This window comes from Mesorhizobium sp. M6A.T.Cr.TU.016.01.1.1 (assembly GCF_003952585.1).
Classification (GTDB): domain Bacteria; phylum Pseudomonadota; class Alphaproteobacteria; order Rhizobiales; family Rhizobiaceae; genus Mesorhizobium; species Mesorhizobium mediterraneum.
The window spans coordinates 3,296,945-3,313,638 of sequence record NZ_CP034452.1 but is presented as its reverse complement, the minus strand read 5'-3'; the positions used below and the strand labels follow the sequence as shown (position 1 = coordinate 3,313,638).

The 16,694-nt window shown below is 59.1% G+C and carries 13 protein-coding genes and 4 pseudogenes; 9 read left to right on the top strand and 8 right to left on the bottom strand.

Annotated elements, in window-relative coordinates; all coding sequences use genetic code 11:
• Window positions 1-37: 37 nt before the first annotated feature.
• The 6 genes and pseudogenes from EJ075_RS15975 to EJ075_RS15950 form a co-directional block, all read left to right on the top strand.
• Window positions 38-394, top strand: a pseudogene (locus tag EJ075_RS15975) (helix-turn-helix domain-containing protein); the annotation flags it as partial.
• 273 nt (window positions 395-667) lie between these two features.
• Entirely contained in the window at window positions 668-2,149 is a 1,482-nt protein-coding gene (gene nifB, locus EJ075_RS15970; protein ID WP_126104970.1) for a nitrogenase cofactor biosynthesis protein NifB, read from the top strand.
• Between the two features lie 29 nt (window positions 2,150-2,178).
• The gene (locus EJ075_RS15965) at window positions 2,179-2,373 is read left to right on the top strand and encodes a 4Fe-4S dicluster domain-containing protein (RefSeq protein ID WP_126104969.1); all 195 of its coding nucleotides are present in this window, start codon (window positions 2,179-2,181) and stop codon (window positions 2,371-2,373) included.
• 85 nt (window positions 2,374-2,458) lie between these two features.
• On the top strand, window positions 2,459-2,779 hold the full coding sequence (locus EJ075_RS15960; RefSeq protein WP_024505231.1) for a nitrogen fixation protein NifZ: 321 nt from the start codon (window positions 2,459-2,461) through the stop codon (window positions 2,777-2,779).
• Window positions 2,776-2,988 carry a putative nitrogen fixation protein NifT gene (gene nifT / locus EJ075_RS15955; protein WP_024505230.1) on the top strand — a complete coding sequence of 71 codons (213 nt, stop codon included), beginning with the start codon at window positions 2,776-2,778 and terminating at the stop codon, window positions 2,986-2,988. The genes EJ075_RS15960 and nifT overlap by 4 nt, the downstream gene beginning before the upstream one ends.
• A gap of 34 nt (window positions 2,989-3,022) precedes the next feature.
• Window positions 3,023-3,916 (top strand): SIR2 family protein, encoded by an 894-nt coding sequence (locus EJ075_RS15950; protein ID WP_126104968.1) that lies wholly within the window; start codon window positions 3,023-3,025, stop codon window positions 3,914-3,916.
• 307 nt (window positions 3,917-4,223) lie between these two features.
• On the opposite strand, the gene EJ075_RS15945 is transcribed toward EJ075_RS15950, so the two are convergent.
• The 4 genes and pseudogenes from EJ075_RS15945 to EJ075_RS15930 all read right to left on the bottom strand — a co-directional run bounded on the left by EJ075_RS15945 (window position 4,224) and on the right by EJ075_RS15930 (window position 8,672).
• Entirely contained in the window at window positions 4,224-4,790 is a 567-nt protein-coding gene (locus tag EJ075_RS15945) for a sugar O-acetyltransferase (RefSeq protein WP_029356595.1), read from the bottom strand.
• A 586-nt stretch (window positions 4,791-5,376) separates the two neighbouring features.
• Window positions 5,377-6,420 (bottom strand): annotated as a pseudogene (gene nifA / locus EJ075_RS15940) (nif-specific transcriptional activator NifA); the annotation flags it as partial.
• A 761-nt stretch (window positions 6,421-7,181) separates the two neighbouring features.
• Window positions 7,182-8,390 carry a beta-ketoacyl-[acyl-carrier-protein] synthase family protein gene (locus EJ075_RS15935; RefSeq protein WP_126097316.1) on the bottom strand — a complete coding sequence of 403 codons (1,209 nt, stop codon included), beginning with the start codon at window positions 8,388-8,390 and terminating at the stop codon, window positions 7,182-7,184.
• Window positions 8,391-8,672: an acyl carrier protein gene (locus tag EJ075_RS15930; protein ID WP_029356603.1), complete on the bottom strand. Its 282-nt coding sequence runs from the start codon at window positions 8,670-8,672 to the stop codon at window positions 8,391-8,393.
• Window positions 8,673-9,112: 440 nt separating this feature from the next.
• Between EJ075_RS15930 and EJ075_RS34150 the strand changes: the two are divergent.
• Window positions 9,113-9,450, top strand: a pseudogene (locus tag EJ075_RS34150) (LysR family transcriptional regulator); the annotation flags it as partial.
• A 442-nt stretch (window positions 9,451-9,892) separates the two neighbouring features.
• Here the strand turns inward: EJ075_RS34150 and EJ075_RS15925 are convergent.
• Entirely contained in the window at window positions 9,893-11,116 is a 1,224-nt protein-coding gene (locus tag EJ075_RS15925) for an IS110 family transposase (protein ID WP_245458168.1), read from the bottom strand.
• 255 nt (window positions 11,117-11,371) lie between these two features.
• Here EJ075_RS15925 and EJ075_RS33625 point away from each other — a divergent pair.
• Both EJ075_RS33625 and EJ075_RS15920 read left to right on the top strand, forming a co-directional pair.
• Window positions 11,372-11,577: pseudogene (locus EJ075_RS33625) on the top strand (integrase core domain-containing protein); the annotation flags it as partial.
• 238 nt (window positions 11,578-11,815) lie between these two features.
• Complete coding sequence (locus EJ075_RS15920; RefSeq protein ID WP_063170390.1) at window positions 11,816-12,733, top strand: LysR family transcriptional regulator; 918 nt, start codon at window positions 11,816-11,818, stop codon at window positions 12,731-12,733.
• 48 nt (window positions 12,734-12,781) lie between these two features.
• On the opposite strand, the gene EJ075_RS15915 is transcribed toward EJ075_RS15920, so the two are convergent.
• From EJ075_RS15915 to EJ075_RS15905, 3 genes are all read right to left on the bottom strand, one after another.
• The gene (locus EJ075_RS15915) at window positions 12,782-13,585 is read right to left on the bottom strand and encodes a TIM barrel protein (RefSeq protein WP_029356612.1); all 804 of its coding nucleotides are present in this window, start codon (window positions 13,583-13,585) and stop codon (window positions 12,782-12,784) included.
• A 164-nt stretch (window positions 13,586-13,749) separates the two neighbouring features.
• On the bottom strand, window positions 13,750-14,811 hold the full coding sequence (locus EJ075_RS15910; protein ID WP_051695606.1) for a LacI family DNA-binding transcriptional regulator: 1,062 nt from the start codon (window positions 14,809-14,811) through the stop codon (window positions 13,750-13,752).
• A 275-nt stretch (window positions 14,812-15,086) separates the two neighbouring features.
• Entirely contained in the window at window positions 15,087-16,370 is a 1,284-nt protein-coding gene (locus EJ075_RS15905; protein WP_210326678.1) for a dicarboxylate/amino acid:cation symporter, read from the bottom strand.
• Window positions 16,371-16,694 lie beyond the last annotated feature (324 nt).

The window sequence follows — 16,694 nt, the reverse complement described above, 5'->3', positions numbered from 1 at the left end:
ACACAGCGCTTACCCTTGAAATATGGAGAACCATGGCTTTACGCCGTCGGCAGTTGAGCTGATCTCGCAATGCTATTTCCCCGGCAACGTCCGCGAGCTGGAGAACTGCGTGTAAAGAACAGCCACACTTGCGCGTTCTCCTCTGGAAGGAACCAATCTTTCGGAACGTGGCAATGTCATCGACGAGCTCTCACGGCCCAGCACGATGCCGGTTCGGCGCATCGGCGCCCCTGAACACGAGATAGCCGGTTGCGATTCTAACGATACGGCCGGACCGGCGCTGGGTCCGCGGCGGACGGAGCGTGACCGGCTGATCGACACAATGGAGAAGGCCGGCTGGGTTCAGGCTAATGCGGCTCGAATTCTCGGCCTCACGCCGCGACAAGTCGGCTAGGCGATACGCCGGCATAGCATCGAGGTGAAGGAAATTCTAAGAGCCTGGATGAGCCAATCGTCAGGCCAGTGGTCTTGCGCGCCCTCTGCGCGACAAGGAGTGCTTTGTGCTTCTGAACGGATTTGGACTTGCACTGTCGCAAGCAGGACAAAATTGTGTCGCGCCGGCCTCACACAACCCGACATCGACCCAAATAGTGAACTGAAGCCGCTTTTTTAAGTTGGTATGGCTCTTGCATCTTGAACCGCGACGTACCAGCAACGGAGCCGTTTGATGTCCTCACCGATAATTTCGATTGAGGGGCCGACTAGCACGACATCCGAGGGTTTTCTGGCAGCCGCGAAATCCGGTGGCTGCGCACCGTCCTCCTACGGCTCGTCGCCGACCAGCCCGGGCGATGTGGATCCGGCTATTTGGGACAAGATCAAGGATCACCCCTGCTTTTCGGAGGAAGCGCATCACTATTTCGCGCGTATGCATGTGGCGGTCGCGCCGGCTTGCAATGTCCAGTGCAACTACTGCAATCGCAAATACGATTGCGCCAACGAGAGCCGGCCTGGTGTTGTGTCTGAGAAGCTGACGCCCGACCAAGCGCTACGCAAGGTCATCGCGGTTGCCAACAAAGTTCCGCAGCTTTCGGTTCTTGGCATCGCTGGGCCGGGGGATGCCTGTTACGACTGGGAGAAAACGAAGGCAACGTTCGACCGCGTCATCAGGGAAATCCCCGACATAAAGCTGTGCGTCTCCACCAACGGGCTCGTGCTGCCGGACCATGTCGCCGAGCTTGCCGAAATGAATGTTGACCACGTGACGATCACCATCAACATGGTCGACCCGGAAGTCGGCGCAAAGATTTATCCTTGGATCTTTTATGAAAATCGCCGCTACTTCGGCATCGAAGCCGCTCGAATCTTGCACGCGCGGCAGATGTTGGGCCTGGAAATGCTGAGCGCGCGCGGCATCCTCACCAAAATCAACTCGGTGATGATTCCTGGAGTGAACGACCAGCACCTGTTTGAGGTGAACAAAATGGTCAAGGAGCGGGGCGCGTTCCTGCACAACGTGATGCCTCTGATTTCGGACCCGGCGCACGGCACACACTACGGACTCATCGGGCAGCGCGGCCCAACGGCAATGGAGATGATGGCCCTTCAGGATCGACTTGAAGGTGGCGCCAAGTTGATGCGCCACTGCCGGCAGTGCCGGGCAGATGCTGTCGGCCTGCTCGGTGAAGATCGTGGCCAGGAATTCACGCTGGACGGGATTCCCGACGGTGTCACCTACGAGGCTGGCAAGCGTCAGGCCTATCGGCAGGTGGTCGCACACGAGCGCCGTGATCATGAGGCGGCGAGGAGCGAAGCCATCGGTATGGTCAAGGCAACAGACTCCGAAAAGTCGCTTCTGGTTGCGGTGGCCACTAAGGGAGGTGGACGGGTCAACGAACACTTCGGCCACGCGAAGGAATTCCAGGTTTATGAAGTCTCGCCTAGAGGGATCAGCTTGGTCGGGCATCGGAAGGTCGAGCGGTATTGCCTCGGAGGCGGGGGCGAAGACGCCATCCTCGAGGGCGTCATCGCTGCGCTCGAAGGCATACACATAGTGCTATGCGCCAAGATCGGAAATCGCCCGAAGGAACAACTCTCGCGAGCTGGACTGCGCGTAACCGACGCCTATGGCCATGACTACATCGAGACCGCAGTCAGCGCACTTTACGCGGCAGAGTTTGGGATCAGACCACTAGCGGCGACGGCCTGAGCCGTCTCGTCCGATAACCAGGAGTTAGAATGGCTTTCAAGATCATCGCATCCCAATGTACCCAATGCGGGGCCTGCGAGTTCGAATGTCCCTCGGAAGCGATCAAGTTCAAGGGCGACGCCTATGTGATCGATCCAATCAAGTGCACCGAATGCAAGGAGGCCTTCGATACGCAGCAATGCGTGTCGGTCTGTCCGGTACCGAAAACCTGCGTTCCCGCTTGATTCCTACCGAAACGGTCGGGTTCGCCGCACGAGGACGCCTGCAACCCGCGACCACACCAAAAGCCTCGAGAAAGGAATGGACAGCATGTGGTCCAGACGCGAACAGGAGGTCGAAATCGGCAGACCGCCACGGTTCATGCAGGGTGAGCGGGTCCGTGCGATACGCCACATAAAAAACGACGGCACCTATCCCGGCAAGGAGATCGGCGAAAACCTCGTGCGGAAGGGCGACGAAGGCTACGTGCGCGACATTGGAACCTTTCTCCAGCAATTCTTCATCTATGCAGTCGAATGGATCGATCGTGGCACGGTCGTCGGCATGCGAGCGCGCGAACTCATTAGCCTCGACAAAGTCGAGGTTCCCTGCGGAGCTGAAGGCATTTCCAACGGAGGAACAGCCGGATGAAAGTAATGATTCGCAGGACCGCTACTGGCTTGTCGGCTTATGTTCCCAAGAAGGATCTCGAAGAGCCGATCACCGAGATTGAGAACGCTGACTTATGGGGCGGGACCGTGACGCTCAGGAACGGTTGGCGGCTCATGCTGCCCGACCTTCCGCGCGATACGCGTTTGCCGATCACCGTCGAGGCGATGAAGATTTCCGACGGGGCCTGATGCCGGTGGGTTCAGTGGCGGAGAGGAAACGCGTATGAACACGATGCTGAGCTGGGACCATCTCGTCGTCGTCCGGGGCAGTTTTGCCAAAAAGCTGATTGACCTGCTGAACGGCGCTCTCAAGGCCGATCGAGTGATCCCCTATCTCGGTCCTGGTCTTCTGCAGCTTAACGCACTGGAATCACCTGTACCTTGCACCCCTGAAGATGTCGCCGCGGCGCTCAACAAGCGGGCGCCTGCCCCTTCCAGGATTCGCACCAATATGTGGTCGGTCGCGCAGTTTATCGAGCAGCGCCGACATCGTCGGACTCTCCAAACGTGGATGGCGGAGATATTCGCAGCCCCCGCCGAGCCGACCGTTTTTCACGCCTGGCTCGCAACCCTTCAACTGTCTGTCATCATCGACAGCTGGTACGATGGCGCCATGCGAGCAGCCCTTGCAGAGGCCGGCCAAACAGACGTTGTCGAGATACAAGGAACGACGCGCGCGACCGGAATCGGTAACATCTGGACGAGAACTTACGATTTGTCAGGAACAGAACTCGAGGCCGAACAAGTGGCTAGGACGGTGCTCTATGCGCCGCACGGCAGCGTCAGGCCGGCCGCAAACTTCCTCGTGGCTGATTCCGATTACGTCGAAGTCCTAACCGAAATTGATATCCAGACGCCGATCCCGGACGCGGTGAAGCAACGGCGCGTCAACCGGGGTTTTTTCTTCGTGGGCTGCCGCTTCAACGATCAGATGCTGCGCACATATGCCAGACAGCTGATGAAGCGCTCCACTGGCCCACATTTTGCGGTGATCGATTCGGCTACGCTGACCAGAAACGAACGTCGTTTCCTTGCCGAAGGCGCAATCACGGTCATCGACATGCCGATCCGCAACGCCGCGGCTCGCCTCGTCGGGGTCGATGCTAGCCAGGATTAATGGCCGGCGATTGCTGGTGAGTCGCTGCTTGCCTCCAAGGGCGAAAACTCAGTTGGGAATACATTCGTGAGCAGTAATGCTAGTGGCAGCACAACGGAGGCTCTGAATTCGTTGGGCCATGTGAAAGGGTCCGCTGCTGCGGGACGTGAGCACGTTGCGGCGGCATTATGCACATGATCTTGTGACCCCCGTGGCAAAAGAACTGAAGCGCCCGAGTCGCGACAACATATGCAGCGCTCAATGGCTTCGACAAAAATTCGGCACAGTTTCGACAGTTCGCATGCACCTCCAGGGTCAACGAGGTTGATTATGCCTGTTTATGTGGGTCGGCCACGCGAGCAGGAATTCCCACTACCTTTGCCCCGGCGGGAACATCTCGTGTGACAACGCAGCCAGCGCCTACCACTGCATTATCACCAATCGTGACGCCAGGCAGAATGATTGCTCCACCGCCGATCCAGACACGGCTGCCAATGCGAACAGGACGCCCGACCTGCAGGCCGGCCTGCCGCTGCTCGGCATCATGTGGATGATCGGCGGTATAAATCTGCACAGCAGGCCCAATTGCCGTTCCTTGCCCGATTTTGACCTCTACCACGTCAAGAATAACGCAGTTGAAGTTGATGTAGGCATTGGCTCCAATGCGGATATTGAATCCGTAGTCGCAAAAAAAGGGCGGACGGATGACCGTTCCGCGCCCAACCTCTCCCAGCCGCTCGGACAAAAGCTCATGCCAATGCCCCGTGGTCTGCCCCAGCGTATCATTGTACCGCTTGAGCCAAGCCCCGGTGGCCAACAGGTCAGCTTGGATCTCCGGATCCGCCGCATTGTAAAACTCGCCTGCGAGCATCTTTTCTTTTTGGCTACGCATCATAGTCTCCCGTCAGGTTGTGTCCCGTACAGTGATGCAGGAACGCACATCAAACTGCCTCGGCAACTTTGTAACTCGGTCTTGCCGGGCGCGCGGTCGGTCACGAGCCGGGGCGACAGTTTCGTCTCGACCAACTTCCAAGAATTTGGATATCGCAGATCAACCGGTCGCAGGGGCCAATACCTGACGAAGTCGGCAACTGTCCAGCGGTCGAACTCACTTTCATGCCCATCTCAGATTGCGTGATATCGAGCGGTAAGCCATCAGCTAATGTATCGATCAGGTCCCGCCAGCGGAGATCTGCGCGTCGCCTCTACGCATGCTGGCGTGTCACCAATGATACATCGATTATTTCTGGATTTCAGGCACGTCGAATTGATTTGCCCTTGCGGTGTAGAGCGAAGTTACTAGCCATAGGATTACTCCTTTTTAGTTTGTCAGTCGCAGAGCCCCAGTACGACTGGTGGTAGAAAGCACACGGCCGGAATCTTGGCAGCGCTGTTCACACCCACTTCGTAAGCCTGGCCGATGGGCTCGGCGCCAGAGCACCAATGCTTGACCTGCTCCAGCTCTTGCTCGGCGGGTTGTTTCAGAGACGCTTGATCTCGATACCGCGTTTTCTCAGCACGTAGCCGATCTGGCGCGGGGTCAAACCGAGCAGGCGCGCCGCCTTTGCCTGCACCCAGCCACACTTTTCCATGGCAGCAATGACCGTATCGGCATCGGGCACCCTACCACGAGTCGTGGCAGGGCCTATCGGCGCTTGCCCGTCGCCGACGGGCGGGGCGGCACAGGCGGCGGAAGGCTCGATCGTAGTCGACTTCTCTGACGTCGGCGGTCCGTTCTTCCACAGCGCCGCGGCCAAGCACTGATCCGCATAACAGGCAAAGTCAGTTCTGAGGATTGATGGACCCGTCGCCAGAACTGCCGTCCGTTGAACGCAGTTTTCGAGCTCTCGGATGTTACCTGGAAATTCGCAGTTCATTAGCACCTCAATCGCTTCGGGAGCGAAGGTCAGCGTGTGATCATTCTCAGTATTGAAATTCTTGAGAAACTGAGCGGCCAAGAGCGGAATATCACCTCGCCTTTCGCGCAATGCCGGCACGCGTAAAGTGACGACGTTGATGCGATAATAGAGGTCTTGCCGGAACTCCTTGCGTTGAACTGCCGTTTCCAAGTCCCTGTTCGTTGCGGCAATCACGCGAACATCAACTTTAATGGTGTGGTTGCTGCCGACGCGCTCAAACTCCTGCTCCTGCAGGACACGCAGCAGCTTAGCCTGGAACGAACCTGATATCTCGCCAATCTCGTCCAGAAACAATGTGCCTTTGTCGGCAGCCTCAAAGCGCCCCTTGCGCAAACTGCTCGCGTCGGTGAAGGCACCCTTCTCATGACCGAACAAGTCAGATTCCAGAAGCGTCTCGGTGAGCGCCGCGCAGTTGACCTTGATGAAGGGCTGCTTGGCGCGAGGCGAGAGCTCGTGAATGGCTTTGGCAACCAGCTCCTTGCCGGTTCCGGATTCACCTCGCAACAGGACCGTAGTCTTCGCCTTGGCCACCTTGACAAGGTGCTCACGCAGCTTGCGCAGTGCCTGGCTATCGCCAAGCATCTCCTTGCTGATCTTTTTACGTTCCATTTGGCAGCCCATCCCACTCCGCCACCCGCCGGTAGAACTGCACTGGACGGTGAGCTGTGTTGTATTTCGCCATCATCATTCTCGATCTCACCTTTGTTGCTTCGAAATTTCCGGCGCGCGGACGCCCTCGGCAAATGGCAATGGCGCCTGAGCATCGTTGTCTTTCACCAGGACGAGCGTCTTCTCCTCCGTGCGGGCGCCCGCAATATGCGCGCTTGTTTGCGCAGGCCTTTACTCGACCGGTCGCCGTTCTGTCCGGCTTCTGCCGCACCGCAGCCTGCAAACCCATCCTTGACAAGAAAGGAGGGGAGTCAATCGAGCTCTCCTTGCATTCGTGCAAGGAAAATTGTCAGTTTGATAGAATTCTATCAAAACGGCAGAAACGCCCCGCCCCCAATTTGGCTGTACCTGCGGCGTTCAGCGTACGTGACGACATGTGCGGACTTGTCCCAATTGCCGTCCGAGTTGTGCGGGAAACAGTAGCCGCTGCGCTGTTCGCTTCAACCGCGTGACAGTAGAGGCGGCGGCTCGTCGAGCGAGGCTTCATTGTTCGGCTACTAAAGCGGCTGTGCTTTGGTGGGAGTTGGTTTCGCCCAAGTTCTGGGCCTGGGGGCGTCGGCCCGTTTCGCCGCACAGGCTCCTTCCACATCGTCGAGCCGAGAAAGAGGGGCCACATAGCTCCCCCTGTTTCACAATGCCCCGCCCCTCAAGCAGCTAGATACGACAGGTGACCTCAAATGAGGCGTCTTGCATGGCTTCTACACCTGCCTGAATGCCAGAACTGCGTTCGTGCCGCCCATGGCGAAGGCGTTGCTCATGGCGACGCGCACCTTGCGCTCGCGCGGCACATTGGGTGTGATGTCGAGGTCGCAAGCGGGATCTGGCTCGCGATAGTTGGCGGTCGGCGGCACGACGTCCTCTTGGATTGCCATCACGCAGGCGATCATTTCAAGCGCGCTCGCTGCGCCGAGGCAATGCGCGTGCGTGGACTTGGTGGAAGAGATGGACATCGAATAAGCGTGGTTTCCAAACACACGCTTGATCGCCGCCGTTTCAGTCTGATCATTGCTCTTGGTACCGGTGCCGTGCGCGTTGAGGTAGTCGACGTCCTCGGCATTCAGCCCGGCATCGGCAAGGCAGGCGCGCATCGCCGACGCTGGCCCCTCGACAGATGGCGCGGCGATGTGGAAGGCATCGGCGGAAAGGCCGACGCCGGCGATCTCGGCAAGAATTGTGGCACCACGCCTCGTGGCATGCTCGTAGCTTTCCAGCACGGCCATGCCCGCACCCTCGCCCAGCACCAGGCCCTTCCTATCGGCGGAGAAGGGCCGGCAGGTATCGGGTGAAAGCACGCGCATTGCTTCCCATGCTTTCAGCACGCCCCATGCGAACGGCGCGTCGCTGCCCCCGGAAACCATTACGTCGGCCCGGCCCAGCTTGATCTGATCCACCGCCGAGGCGATCGCATGGTTGGCCGAGGCACATGCGGAGGTCACCCCGAAGACCGGCCCGCGCAAGCCGAGGCGCAAGCTCACCTGGCCGGCGGCGGCGCTTGGCATCGTTTTGGGTACAGCGAGGATGCCAACTCGCCTCGCGCCGTCCAAAAGGAGGGCCCGGTAAGTTTCCTCCATTACATCCCAGCCCAAGCCGCCGACGCCCACTGTCGCGCCGAAGCGATGGGCATTCCCTTCGTCGCAGGAAAGTCCGGCCTGCCGCATGGCTTCGCGCGCTGCAAGCACGGCGAGCAAGCTGAAGCGGGCCATAGAGACGAGCTGCTTGCGATCGATGTCGTGCTCGGGCAGCGCCTTGATCTCAGCGCCGGTCATGCCCTCCAGGTCATGAAGCTCGGAATTGGCGAGCGGGCCGATGGCGGAGCGGCCTTCGCGCATCTCTTTCCACATAGAGGCGGCGTCAGTGCCCAGTCCGCACAGGCCGCCCACTCCGGTGATAACGACGCGCCTGTCCATTCAAGCCTCCTTCGCAAGCAAGCCGCGGACGGCTTCCACGACGTCGCCGACATTCTTGAGATTGGACCAGGCATCGGCCGTGTTCATGTCGATCTTGATGCCGTAGGCCTGCTCCACATCCCAGAGGACGTCCGCCAAACCCAGCGAATCGAACCCGAGCGCGTCCAGTTCCGTGGCGATTGTTATCTCGCCGACGAATGACGCAGGCATTCCCTCACCGCTCTCCGACTCGGCGCGTTTCTTGATCAGGGCAATGACGTCCGTTGCGAATTGATCGGCCATTCTGTTTCCTGTCTTTCTTTCCCGCGTTTCGACCTGGACGCGGCTCAGTTCCTGAGGCGCGCCGCGTCGCGAAAATAGCCACGACGCTTGTGCGTCTGACAAAGCCCAATGCTCATAAAGCCGGATCAGGTCCGGCCGGTGTGTGGCGTAGGTGCAGTATGACGATGTGAGCCGCTACACCGTGCGCGTCTCCCAGTCTGTCCATAGGCTCGGAAGAAGTCGGACAGTTTGACATGGCCGGTCAGTTGCAACTCCCTTTCCCAGCACTCCACTGCCCGGTAGAGCGCATGAAAAATCTCCTTTCGGGCGGTTTCTTAAGACGCTCGCCACGCCATGAGGCAGTGGGGCATCGGTGTCCGTCAGGTGCTTCTGCCCATGCAGGATTCCAGAACATTGATGAAATCGTTTGTTTCGATGAAAGGCATCCACACTTTGGATAGTTGACCACGCGTTTCAAAGGTCGTGAACTACATCTCCTCGTTGTGCTCGACGCACTCCCGACAGAGCGCAACCTCATGGGCGCGGCATGCAGGATTAACCGAGCCCAGCCGGTCATGAGTGCGGCCGGCGCTCGGCTGCTCGATTATTTGCGCGATGAGCTCGCGACCATGTCCGCGGAGGTATTCAAACTTAACGCTGCGTCCGGGAGCTCTTGCCCTCCAGTTCGCGACGCTCTCCCGCCCATCCAGTGCTCGTTTATTTCGTCGGATAGTTTGACCCGGCTCTACCGAATCGCCGCTTCAGGATCATTCTTTCCGATTTCGTCACGCTCGTATTTCTGCCGCGTCCTACACCGATTGGGCGCGAACAAAACTGAGCGCCTTGGAACCCGAACCCGTGCGTCGTGACCGGGAGCAACCGGGGCGAACTCATCCGCTCGGGGGCATCGCATCACCGGACGGCGACAGGCACGGTCGACCGGCATCTCGGCATCGGCTGGGAATTCGTCCATGGTCTGCATTGGCGACGCTTCCTGAGGCCACGTAGCCCTTATGCCAAGCTGGGCGCCCGGGTCGAGCGCGTAATGACGACAATTGCTTCGCTACAGGTCAAACGCTTTCCGGGCCACCTGCAAAGTCTTCACCCGGCCGTACAGCGCCCAAGACCACTGATGTGATCGACAAGAGCCTTTTTGATAAATCTGCGCTATTCTCCTGTCGCGCACGGACGACCGCGTGGCGAAGAGCAGGGTCCGAGATGAGAGCCCTGCCGCGCAGCTTCTATCGTCGCGCCTCGTTTGCGGCATCCGTGCCTACCCTCTTCGGACCTCGTGGGTTCCAACCGGCGACGAGGCGTGCATAGGCGCCCTCGGCCTGCTCCACCCAGCGGCGCTCTTCTTCCCGGTGGCTCTTTATGTTGTAGGCGTGCGCTCCCTTTTGGCCGCGCACAGCCTTGCTCCCGGCCTTGAGTTCCACATCGCGCAAGCTTCTTGGCATGCAGGGAGGGTCGAGCCCACGCGTAACTCTCGCCCTTCTCAACAGATGCCAGATCACGACAGAGAGTTTGCGTGCGGTTGCCACGGCCGCGACATGCTGTCCGCGCCGGGCTCGCACGCCGCAGGGAGAAGGCTCGCAACGGTCCGGGAGCACGAGCGGCCGCCCAGGCCGCCTCGACGAGCATGCCGCGCGCATGACCACGGCCCTGCTTGGTGATCCGCCCATGGTAGGCCGGACCTGGCCGGACTGCCGGACGCTTGGGTTCAACCCGAGATAGGTCACGAGCTTCTGCGGATCGTCGAAGCGCGACACGTCGCCGATCGCCGCCTTCATCGCCAGCGCGACGGTGATGTCGACGCCGGGAATGGTCATCAGCCGCTTCACGCCTTCATCCTCGAGAGCCGAGCGGACAAGATCGCGTTCGATGACCTGGAGGTCTTCGCCCAATCGGTCGAACTCGCGCAGATGCCTATCGATCGCGAGGCGCTCGTCCTGCGGTACGACCTGCTCGATTAACCAGGTCCGACCCTTGGCGCCGCACAGGTCGGCATGCGGGCAGGACGGGATCAGGTGGCTATGAAGGATCGACTGGATGACGCTCTTCAATCGAGATCTCTGTCGGACAATCTGATTGCGCCGTGTCACCTGTCGACGCAGAGCCTGCGTCGGCTCGTCCGCAATCCAGACTTCTGGCAAGAAGCCGCTGGCATAGAGCTGCGCAAGAACGTCGGCGTCGATCGTCGTTTTGATCTTGGCATAGGCAACGATAAACACCTGTTTCGGGTTGGCGATCCCCACCTTCTTCACATGCGGCGCAACCACAGCTGCAGCGGACGTCGCGTTACCGGTGGCCTCGATCACCCCGACATCGTTCGGCGACAGCTTCGCGGCGAACGCCGCCAGCAGATCGCGCCGCATGTCGACGCGGCCGAGTCGCCTGAGCCTGCCCTCCTCCCATGCCACTGCTTCGGCGAAGGCGCGGTGAATATCCAGTCCGATGATAAGCATGCCCGTTCCTCCTTCTTGGCTCGGTCAAAGACGGGAGCTGGCGGGCAACACGACATCTACTGATCCGCGCTCGCAGCGCATCCGGGAAAGTCGCGAGGGGTGGCCATGTAACGAGTTCGGGCTCTCAGCCCACGGTCTATTGACGGCCTGCCTGCACCTTTGTGCTCCCGGTGCCCCACGTCCCGGATGGGCTCACCATAAGGGTCCAAAACCAGAACAGCAGGACGAAAAGGCACCACAGATCACATACCGGATAGCGGCAAGGCCAAGCGCTTCGTTCAGACAGGCTTGCGCCAATGGGCTTAGGCCGAGCCTACAACAGCTCTCAAAAACGCTGCCGGACTGCTGCATTGGCTTCGCCGATACAATTGGCACAGGCCTCACGGCAGCTTAGGATCAAACCGCCCATCAGTCGCCTCGGACTGGAAGGGTGCACCCTATTAGGTTCCACGCCTAGCTAGGTCGGGGCCGCCGAAGACGCTGGTTGATAGCCCGGCGCCATCGGCCCGGCGTTTCAAACTGCCAATCTCTGACCTGCACAGTACGAACGATTGCTCGCTTCGGCAGATCACGCGGCTCATATGTCGGACCTTAACGTCATCCATCATAAACTTTTTGCGACAAAAGATTGCAAGAATGCTAAATTGTTAAAGTCGTTTGTTTCGGTTAAAGGCATCCATCCCATGGATGGCTGATGACATGCGTTTCAAAGGACTTGATCTAAATCTCCTCGTTGTGCTCGACGCACTCCTGACGGAGCGTAATCTCTCGGCGGCGGCACGCAGGATCAACCTGAGTCAGCCCGCCATGAGTGCGGCCGTCGCCCGACTGCGCGATTATTTCCGCGATGAACTGTTTACGATAAGAGGTCGCGAACGATTTCTAACCCCGCGTGCGGCAGCATTTGCCCCCGCAGTTCGCGACGCTCTCCAGCACATCCAGTGCTCGATTATTTCTTCGGATCCGTTTGACCCAGCTCGAGCCGATCGCCTCTTCAGGATCATTCTTTCCGATTTCGTCACGCTCGTGTTTTTCGAAAAGCTTGTGGAGCGTATTTCACGGGAAGCCCCCGCCGTCAGCTTCGAACTGCTGCCTGTCGACGATAGCCCCGATGAGCTTCTCCGGCGCGGTGACGTCGATTTTCTAATTCTACCGGATATGTTCACGTCGAGTGTGCATTCAAGCGTTGCGCTGTTTGACGAGAAGCTCGTGTGCGTAGGCTGTCCCACAAACAAGCAGCTGCCACAGCAGCTTACATTCGAGAGATACATGTCGATGAGGCACGTCGCGGTCAGGTTCGGGCGTACGATGAAGCCGTCTATCGAGGAATGGTTTTTGCTTGAGCATGGCCTTAAGAGACGTGTCGAGGTCGCCGTGCAGGGCTTCAGCATGATTCCACCTATGGTGTCCGGCACAGCTCGTATAGCGACCATGCCCTTACGGCTGGTCAGGCATTTCGAAAAAACGTTCCCCCTGCGGGTTATCGAACTTCCGCTGCCATTTCCCACATTCACCGAGACCCTCCAATGGCCGGCCCTCCACAATAGCGATCCGGCAAGCATCTGGATGCGGGAAATAATGATACAGGAGGCATCTCGGATGGCTGCCCCGCTGTGAACCCACGGAAAATTCAGGCGCACCTATAGTCACTACTGCTGTCACCATCTACTCTGACGACAATAGCCCTCGCCGGATAAAGTCGATGCTGGCGGCAAGTGCGCCTGCGAGATCGTCCAGAGAATGGACTTCCTCGACCAGCTCGAACGAGAAAGGTCCCGCGTAGCCGCCATCCAGCAGCGCCTGAATCTGGCTGCCATTGTCGGAACCTGCAAGAAAGCGATCGGGGTAAATCCAGAAGGTCGGGTCGTTTACGCTTGAAATGTGCACCAGGCCGGTAAGCTCGCAGAACAGGCATGTCTCCCCGGCCAGGGTGTGGTGGAACGTGTCGTGCACGAGGCGAAAGACGGACTGGCCATCAACCGCGGCAACGGCCTCGGCCGCTTCCTTCTTTGATCGAAGCGAGCAGGTTCGGAAACCCAGCGGCTCGATGAGACCGATCAGACCCCGCGACTGGAGGATTGGCTTGATCTCGTTTAGAGCGAAACGAAGATTGTCCTGGCGCTCGCTATTGGTGGGCCACGAGCTGCGGTTGGCCGGCACCAACACGAGCGTCTCCGCCCCGCACGCCGTCGCATAATCGGCGAGGTTGCTTGCCTCGGCCTGACGCGTTGGAGTCCAGTCGTTGAACCGCTGCAAGGCGTTGACAGAGATGATCGTGACGCCCGCTTCGGTAGCGGCAAACCGAACGTCCGCAGCCGGAATGCCGCGTGCGACAGGATTGCTGAAATGAGGGTAACGGATTTGGACGTCGGTCAGGCCTTGGTCACGGGCAAGCGCGAAAAGCGCACTGACGTCAAGGCGGGGCGCCGCCATGTGATCGAGTGCAAAGCGGGGCGATACCTGGCGCATTGCTTGACTTTCCTTCCATGAAGCGCGGCTGCCATTTCGGCATCCGGCTTCTTTCAAGACGGAACCACGCCGGTTCACAGATCGGACAGAGACGGCCGAGTCAATCGAGCTTTCCTTTCATCGGTGAAAGGAAAATGGGCGCTCATGATAGAAATCCATCAAGGTCAAATATTTTCCGGAAGATAAATGTCGAACGGCAGAAATGTCTGCCCCGGGCTCTCCGCGACGCCGGCTTTGATGGCCCGCTCCATTGCCATTATCAGCTCCTGGCAAAGTCGGCGCATTGGCGTGCCGACCGCCATCGTCAAGATGTCATCCGCAAGCGCCCCACGTGACTGCGGCGTCATTTCACTCACGATCGCGACGAGATCCTGACCGCTCCCCTCTTCTCGGAGCGCGGAAATTGCCCCCTCTATCCCCCCGCCGGCCATATAGAAGCCGACGAGCTCTGGTTCCCGCTGCATAAGATCCAGCAATTTTTCGTAAGTGAGCTGCCGTTCATCAAGGTTCACGAGCGCATCAAGCACCTCGAATTTTGGCGCGTTCTCACGAAAATACGCACGAAAGGCCGTTTCCCGCGTCGCATGCGCCTGGAAGCGATGGCTTCCGACAAACACCGCCACCTTGCCGGGCCGTTTTGCGGCCTTGGAAAACACCCAAGCGGCAGTCCGTCCGACCTTGCTGTTGTTGAGGCCGATGTAGCCCTCGCGCACGCCATCGGCGAAGTCGGATAGCAGCGAAAATACCGGGATACCTTTCGCCTTGAGCTCCTCGACTGATGCTGTGATTTTCGGGTGATCGGCCGCCACCATGGCGATCGCCTGGCAGCGGCTCCCAAGGTCCTTAAGAAGCGGGAGCAGGTCACGCGGCAAATGTGACTGCGCGAACTCGATGATCGGAAGGCCGTGGAAGGATTTAGCCATACTGACCGACTCTTCGATCTTGCGAGCGAAATCTTGGTAGAAATCGTGGGTAGGTTTTCTCAAGATGAAGCCCAGCTTGTAGTGCGGCAGGTGCTGCTGCAAGCGCTGTTTGATGAGACCGGCAGCATGATAGCCGATCGCGTGCGCGGCCGCATGGACCCGCTGGGCGGTCTCCTCTCGCACCGGAAGGCGGACGTTCAGAACCCGATCGACTGTTGCTACGCTGACTCCGGCTTCGCGGGCGAGATCGGCTATTGTGACGCGCTTTCCCCTAGCGATTCTGATCGGCCGGTCCTCCATCATCCGGTGCGCTCCCGCGACGGCTTGGGGCGGCAAGCTGAAATAGTTCCCCCACCCCGCGGATAGCGCATTCGACGAACAGCGCTCCATGCGCACCCAGATGAGTCTCCGTGAACCGTTCGTTTGCTTAGGGGCTTCATGATGTTGTATTACTCACTGCGTTAGTACTCTATTTCCAGCGCTCTTTGGAGGCTGGCAATTCGACTGTTGTGTCAAGGCCGCTACTTACACGTCGCGCTGTTGCGATCTTGCTTGCGGGGAGCCAGTTTGATGTAACCCTAACCGCGGAAAGCGGTTTCCATCCGTGACTGGTCCAATTCGCCTTCCCAGCGAGCGACAACGAGCGATGCCACCGCATTACCGACTAAATTCGTCAGCGCGCGGCATTCCGACATGAAGCGGTCCACGCCAAGAATTAGAGCCATTCCGGCAACGGGAACACTCGGCACGACAGAGAGAGTAGCGGCCAATGTGATGAAGCCGGCGCCGGTGACGCCTGCCGCACCCTTCGAGGAAAGCATCGCAATTAGCAGCAGGAGGATCTGATCGGCAATTGACAAATCTGTGTTCGTCGCCTGGGCGATGAAGAGGGCGGCGATCGTCATGTAGATATTGGTACCGTCCAGATTGAATGAGTATCCAGTAGGGATGACGAGACTTACGACCGAACGGGCGGCGCCGGCCTTCTCCATCTTCTCCATTAGCGAGGGCAGCGCGGCCTCCGAGGAGGACGTTGCCAGGACAAGCAGCAGCTCGTCCTTGATGTAGCGGACGAGAGAAAAGATCGAGAAGCCGTTGTAGCGGCAGACCGCGCCGAGAACCCCGAACACGAAGAGGAAGGCGGTAAGATAGAACGTCGCGACCAGTATCGCGAGGTTGGCCACCGAACCGATTCCGTATTTGCCGATCGTAAAGGCCATTGCGCCGAAGGCGCCGATGGGTGCAGCCTTCATCAGAATGCCGACGAGCTTAAAAATGGGGGCGGTAAGCGCCTGGAGAAAGGTAACGACCGGCCTGCTCGTCTCTCCGGTCATCGCCAAAGCAATGCCGAACAGGACCGAGAAGAACAGGACTTGCAGGATGTCGCCTTCCGCGAAGGCACTGGCAATGGTTGATGGGATGATGTTCATCAGGAAGCTGGTCACGGACTGCTCGTGAGCCGTGGCCACATAGCCCTTAACGGCTTGGACATCGAGCGAGGCCGGATCGATGTTGAGGCCGGCGCCAGGCTGAACGATATTCGCGACAATCAGTCCGACAACGAGTGCAAGTGTCGAGAAGGTGAGGAAATAAACCATCGCCTTGGCGGCAACTCGGCCGACCTTCTGCAGATCGCTCATGCCGGCAATGCCGGTCGCAATTGTCAGGAAGATGACAGGTGCGATAATCATCTTGACGACTTTGATGAAGGCATCGCCGAGCGGCTTCAGGCTCTGGCCGGTTTCCGGATAGAGGTAGCCAATTGCGGCTCCCAGGACTATGGCGGCAAGCACCTGCACGTAGGTCCGGGCAAAATGGGGCTTGCGGGGCGCTGCGATCGCGCGGGGGACTCTTGGAACCAACACCGTTTCTCTCTCCCTGACCGGATCGGGGTGGGGGCTCCTCCTTCTCCCATGCTGCGCTCCGGTCGAGCGCTGCTGTCATCTCGGAGCAAGCGCCGTGCCAACTGGAGGCCTGTCCCGTCCAGCGAGATTGGTGCGGGTTGCGCACTGGAACCCTCCACCTTTGCCGGAATTTGCACTCAAGGCTCGCCAAAGATCGCGTCTGAAGAAGTGCTTCGCCAGAGAGGGAATTGACCAGGTCGCCTTGCGGCCGTGTCTTTGATGTCTGCCGCAGATCGACTGCCGGCCGATATCTCTGTCGTCTTGGTGACTTTGGTTTGTCAG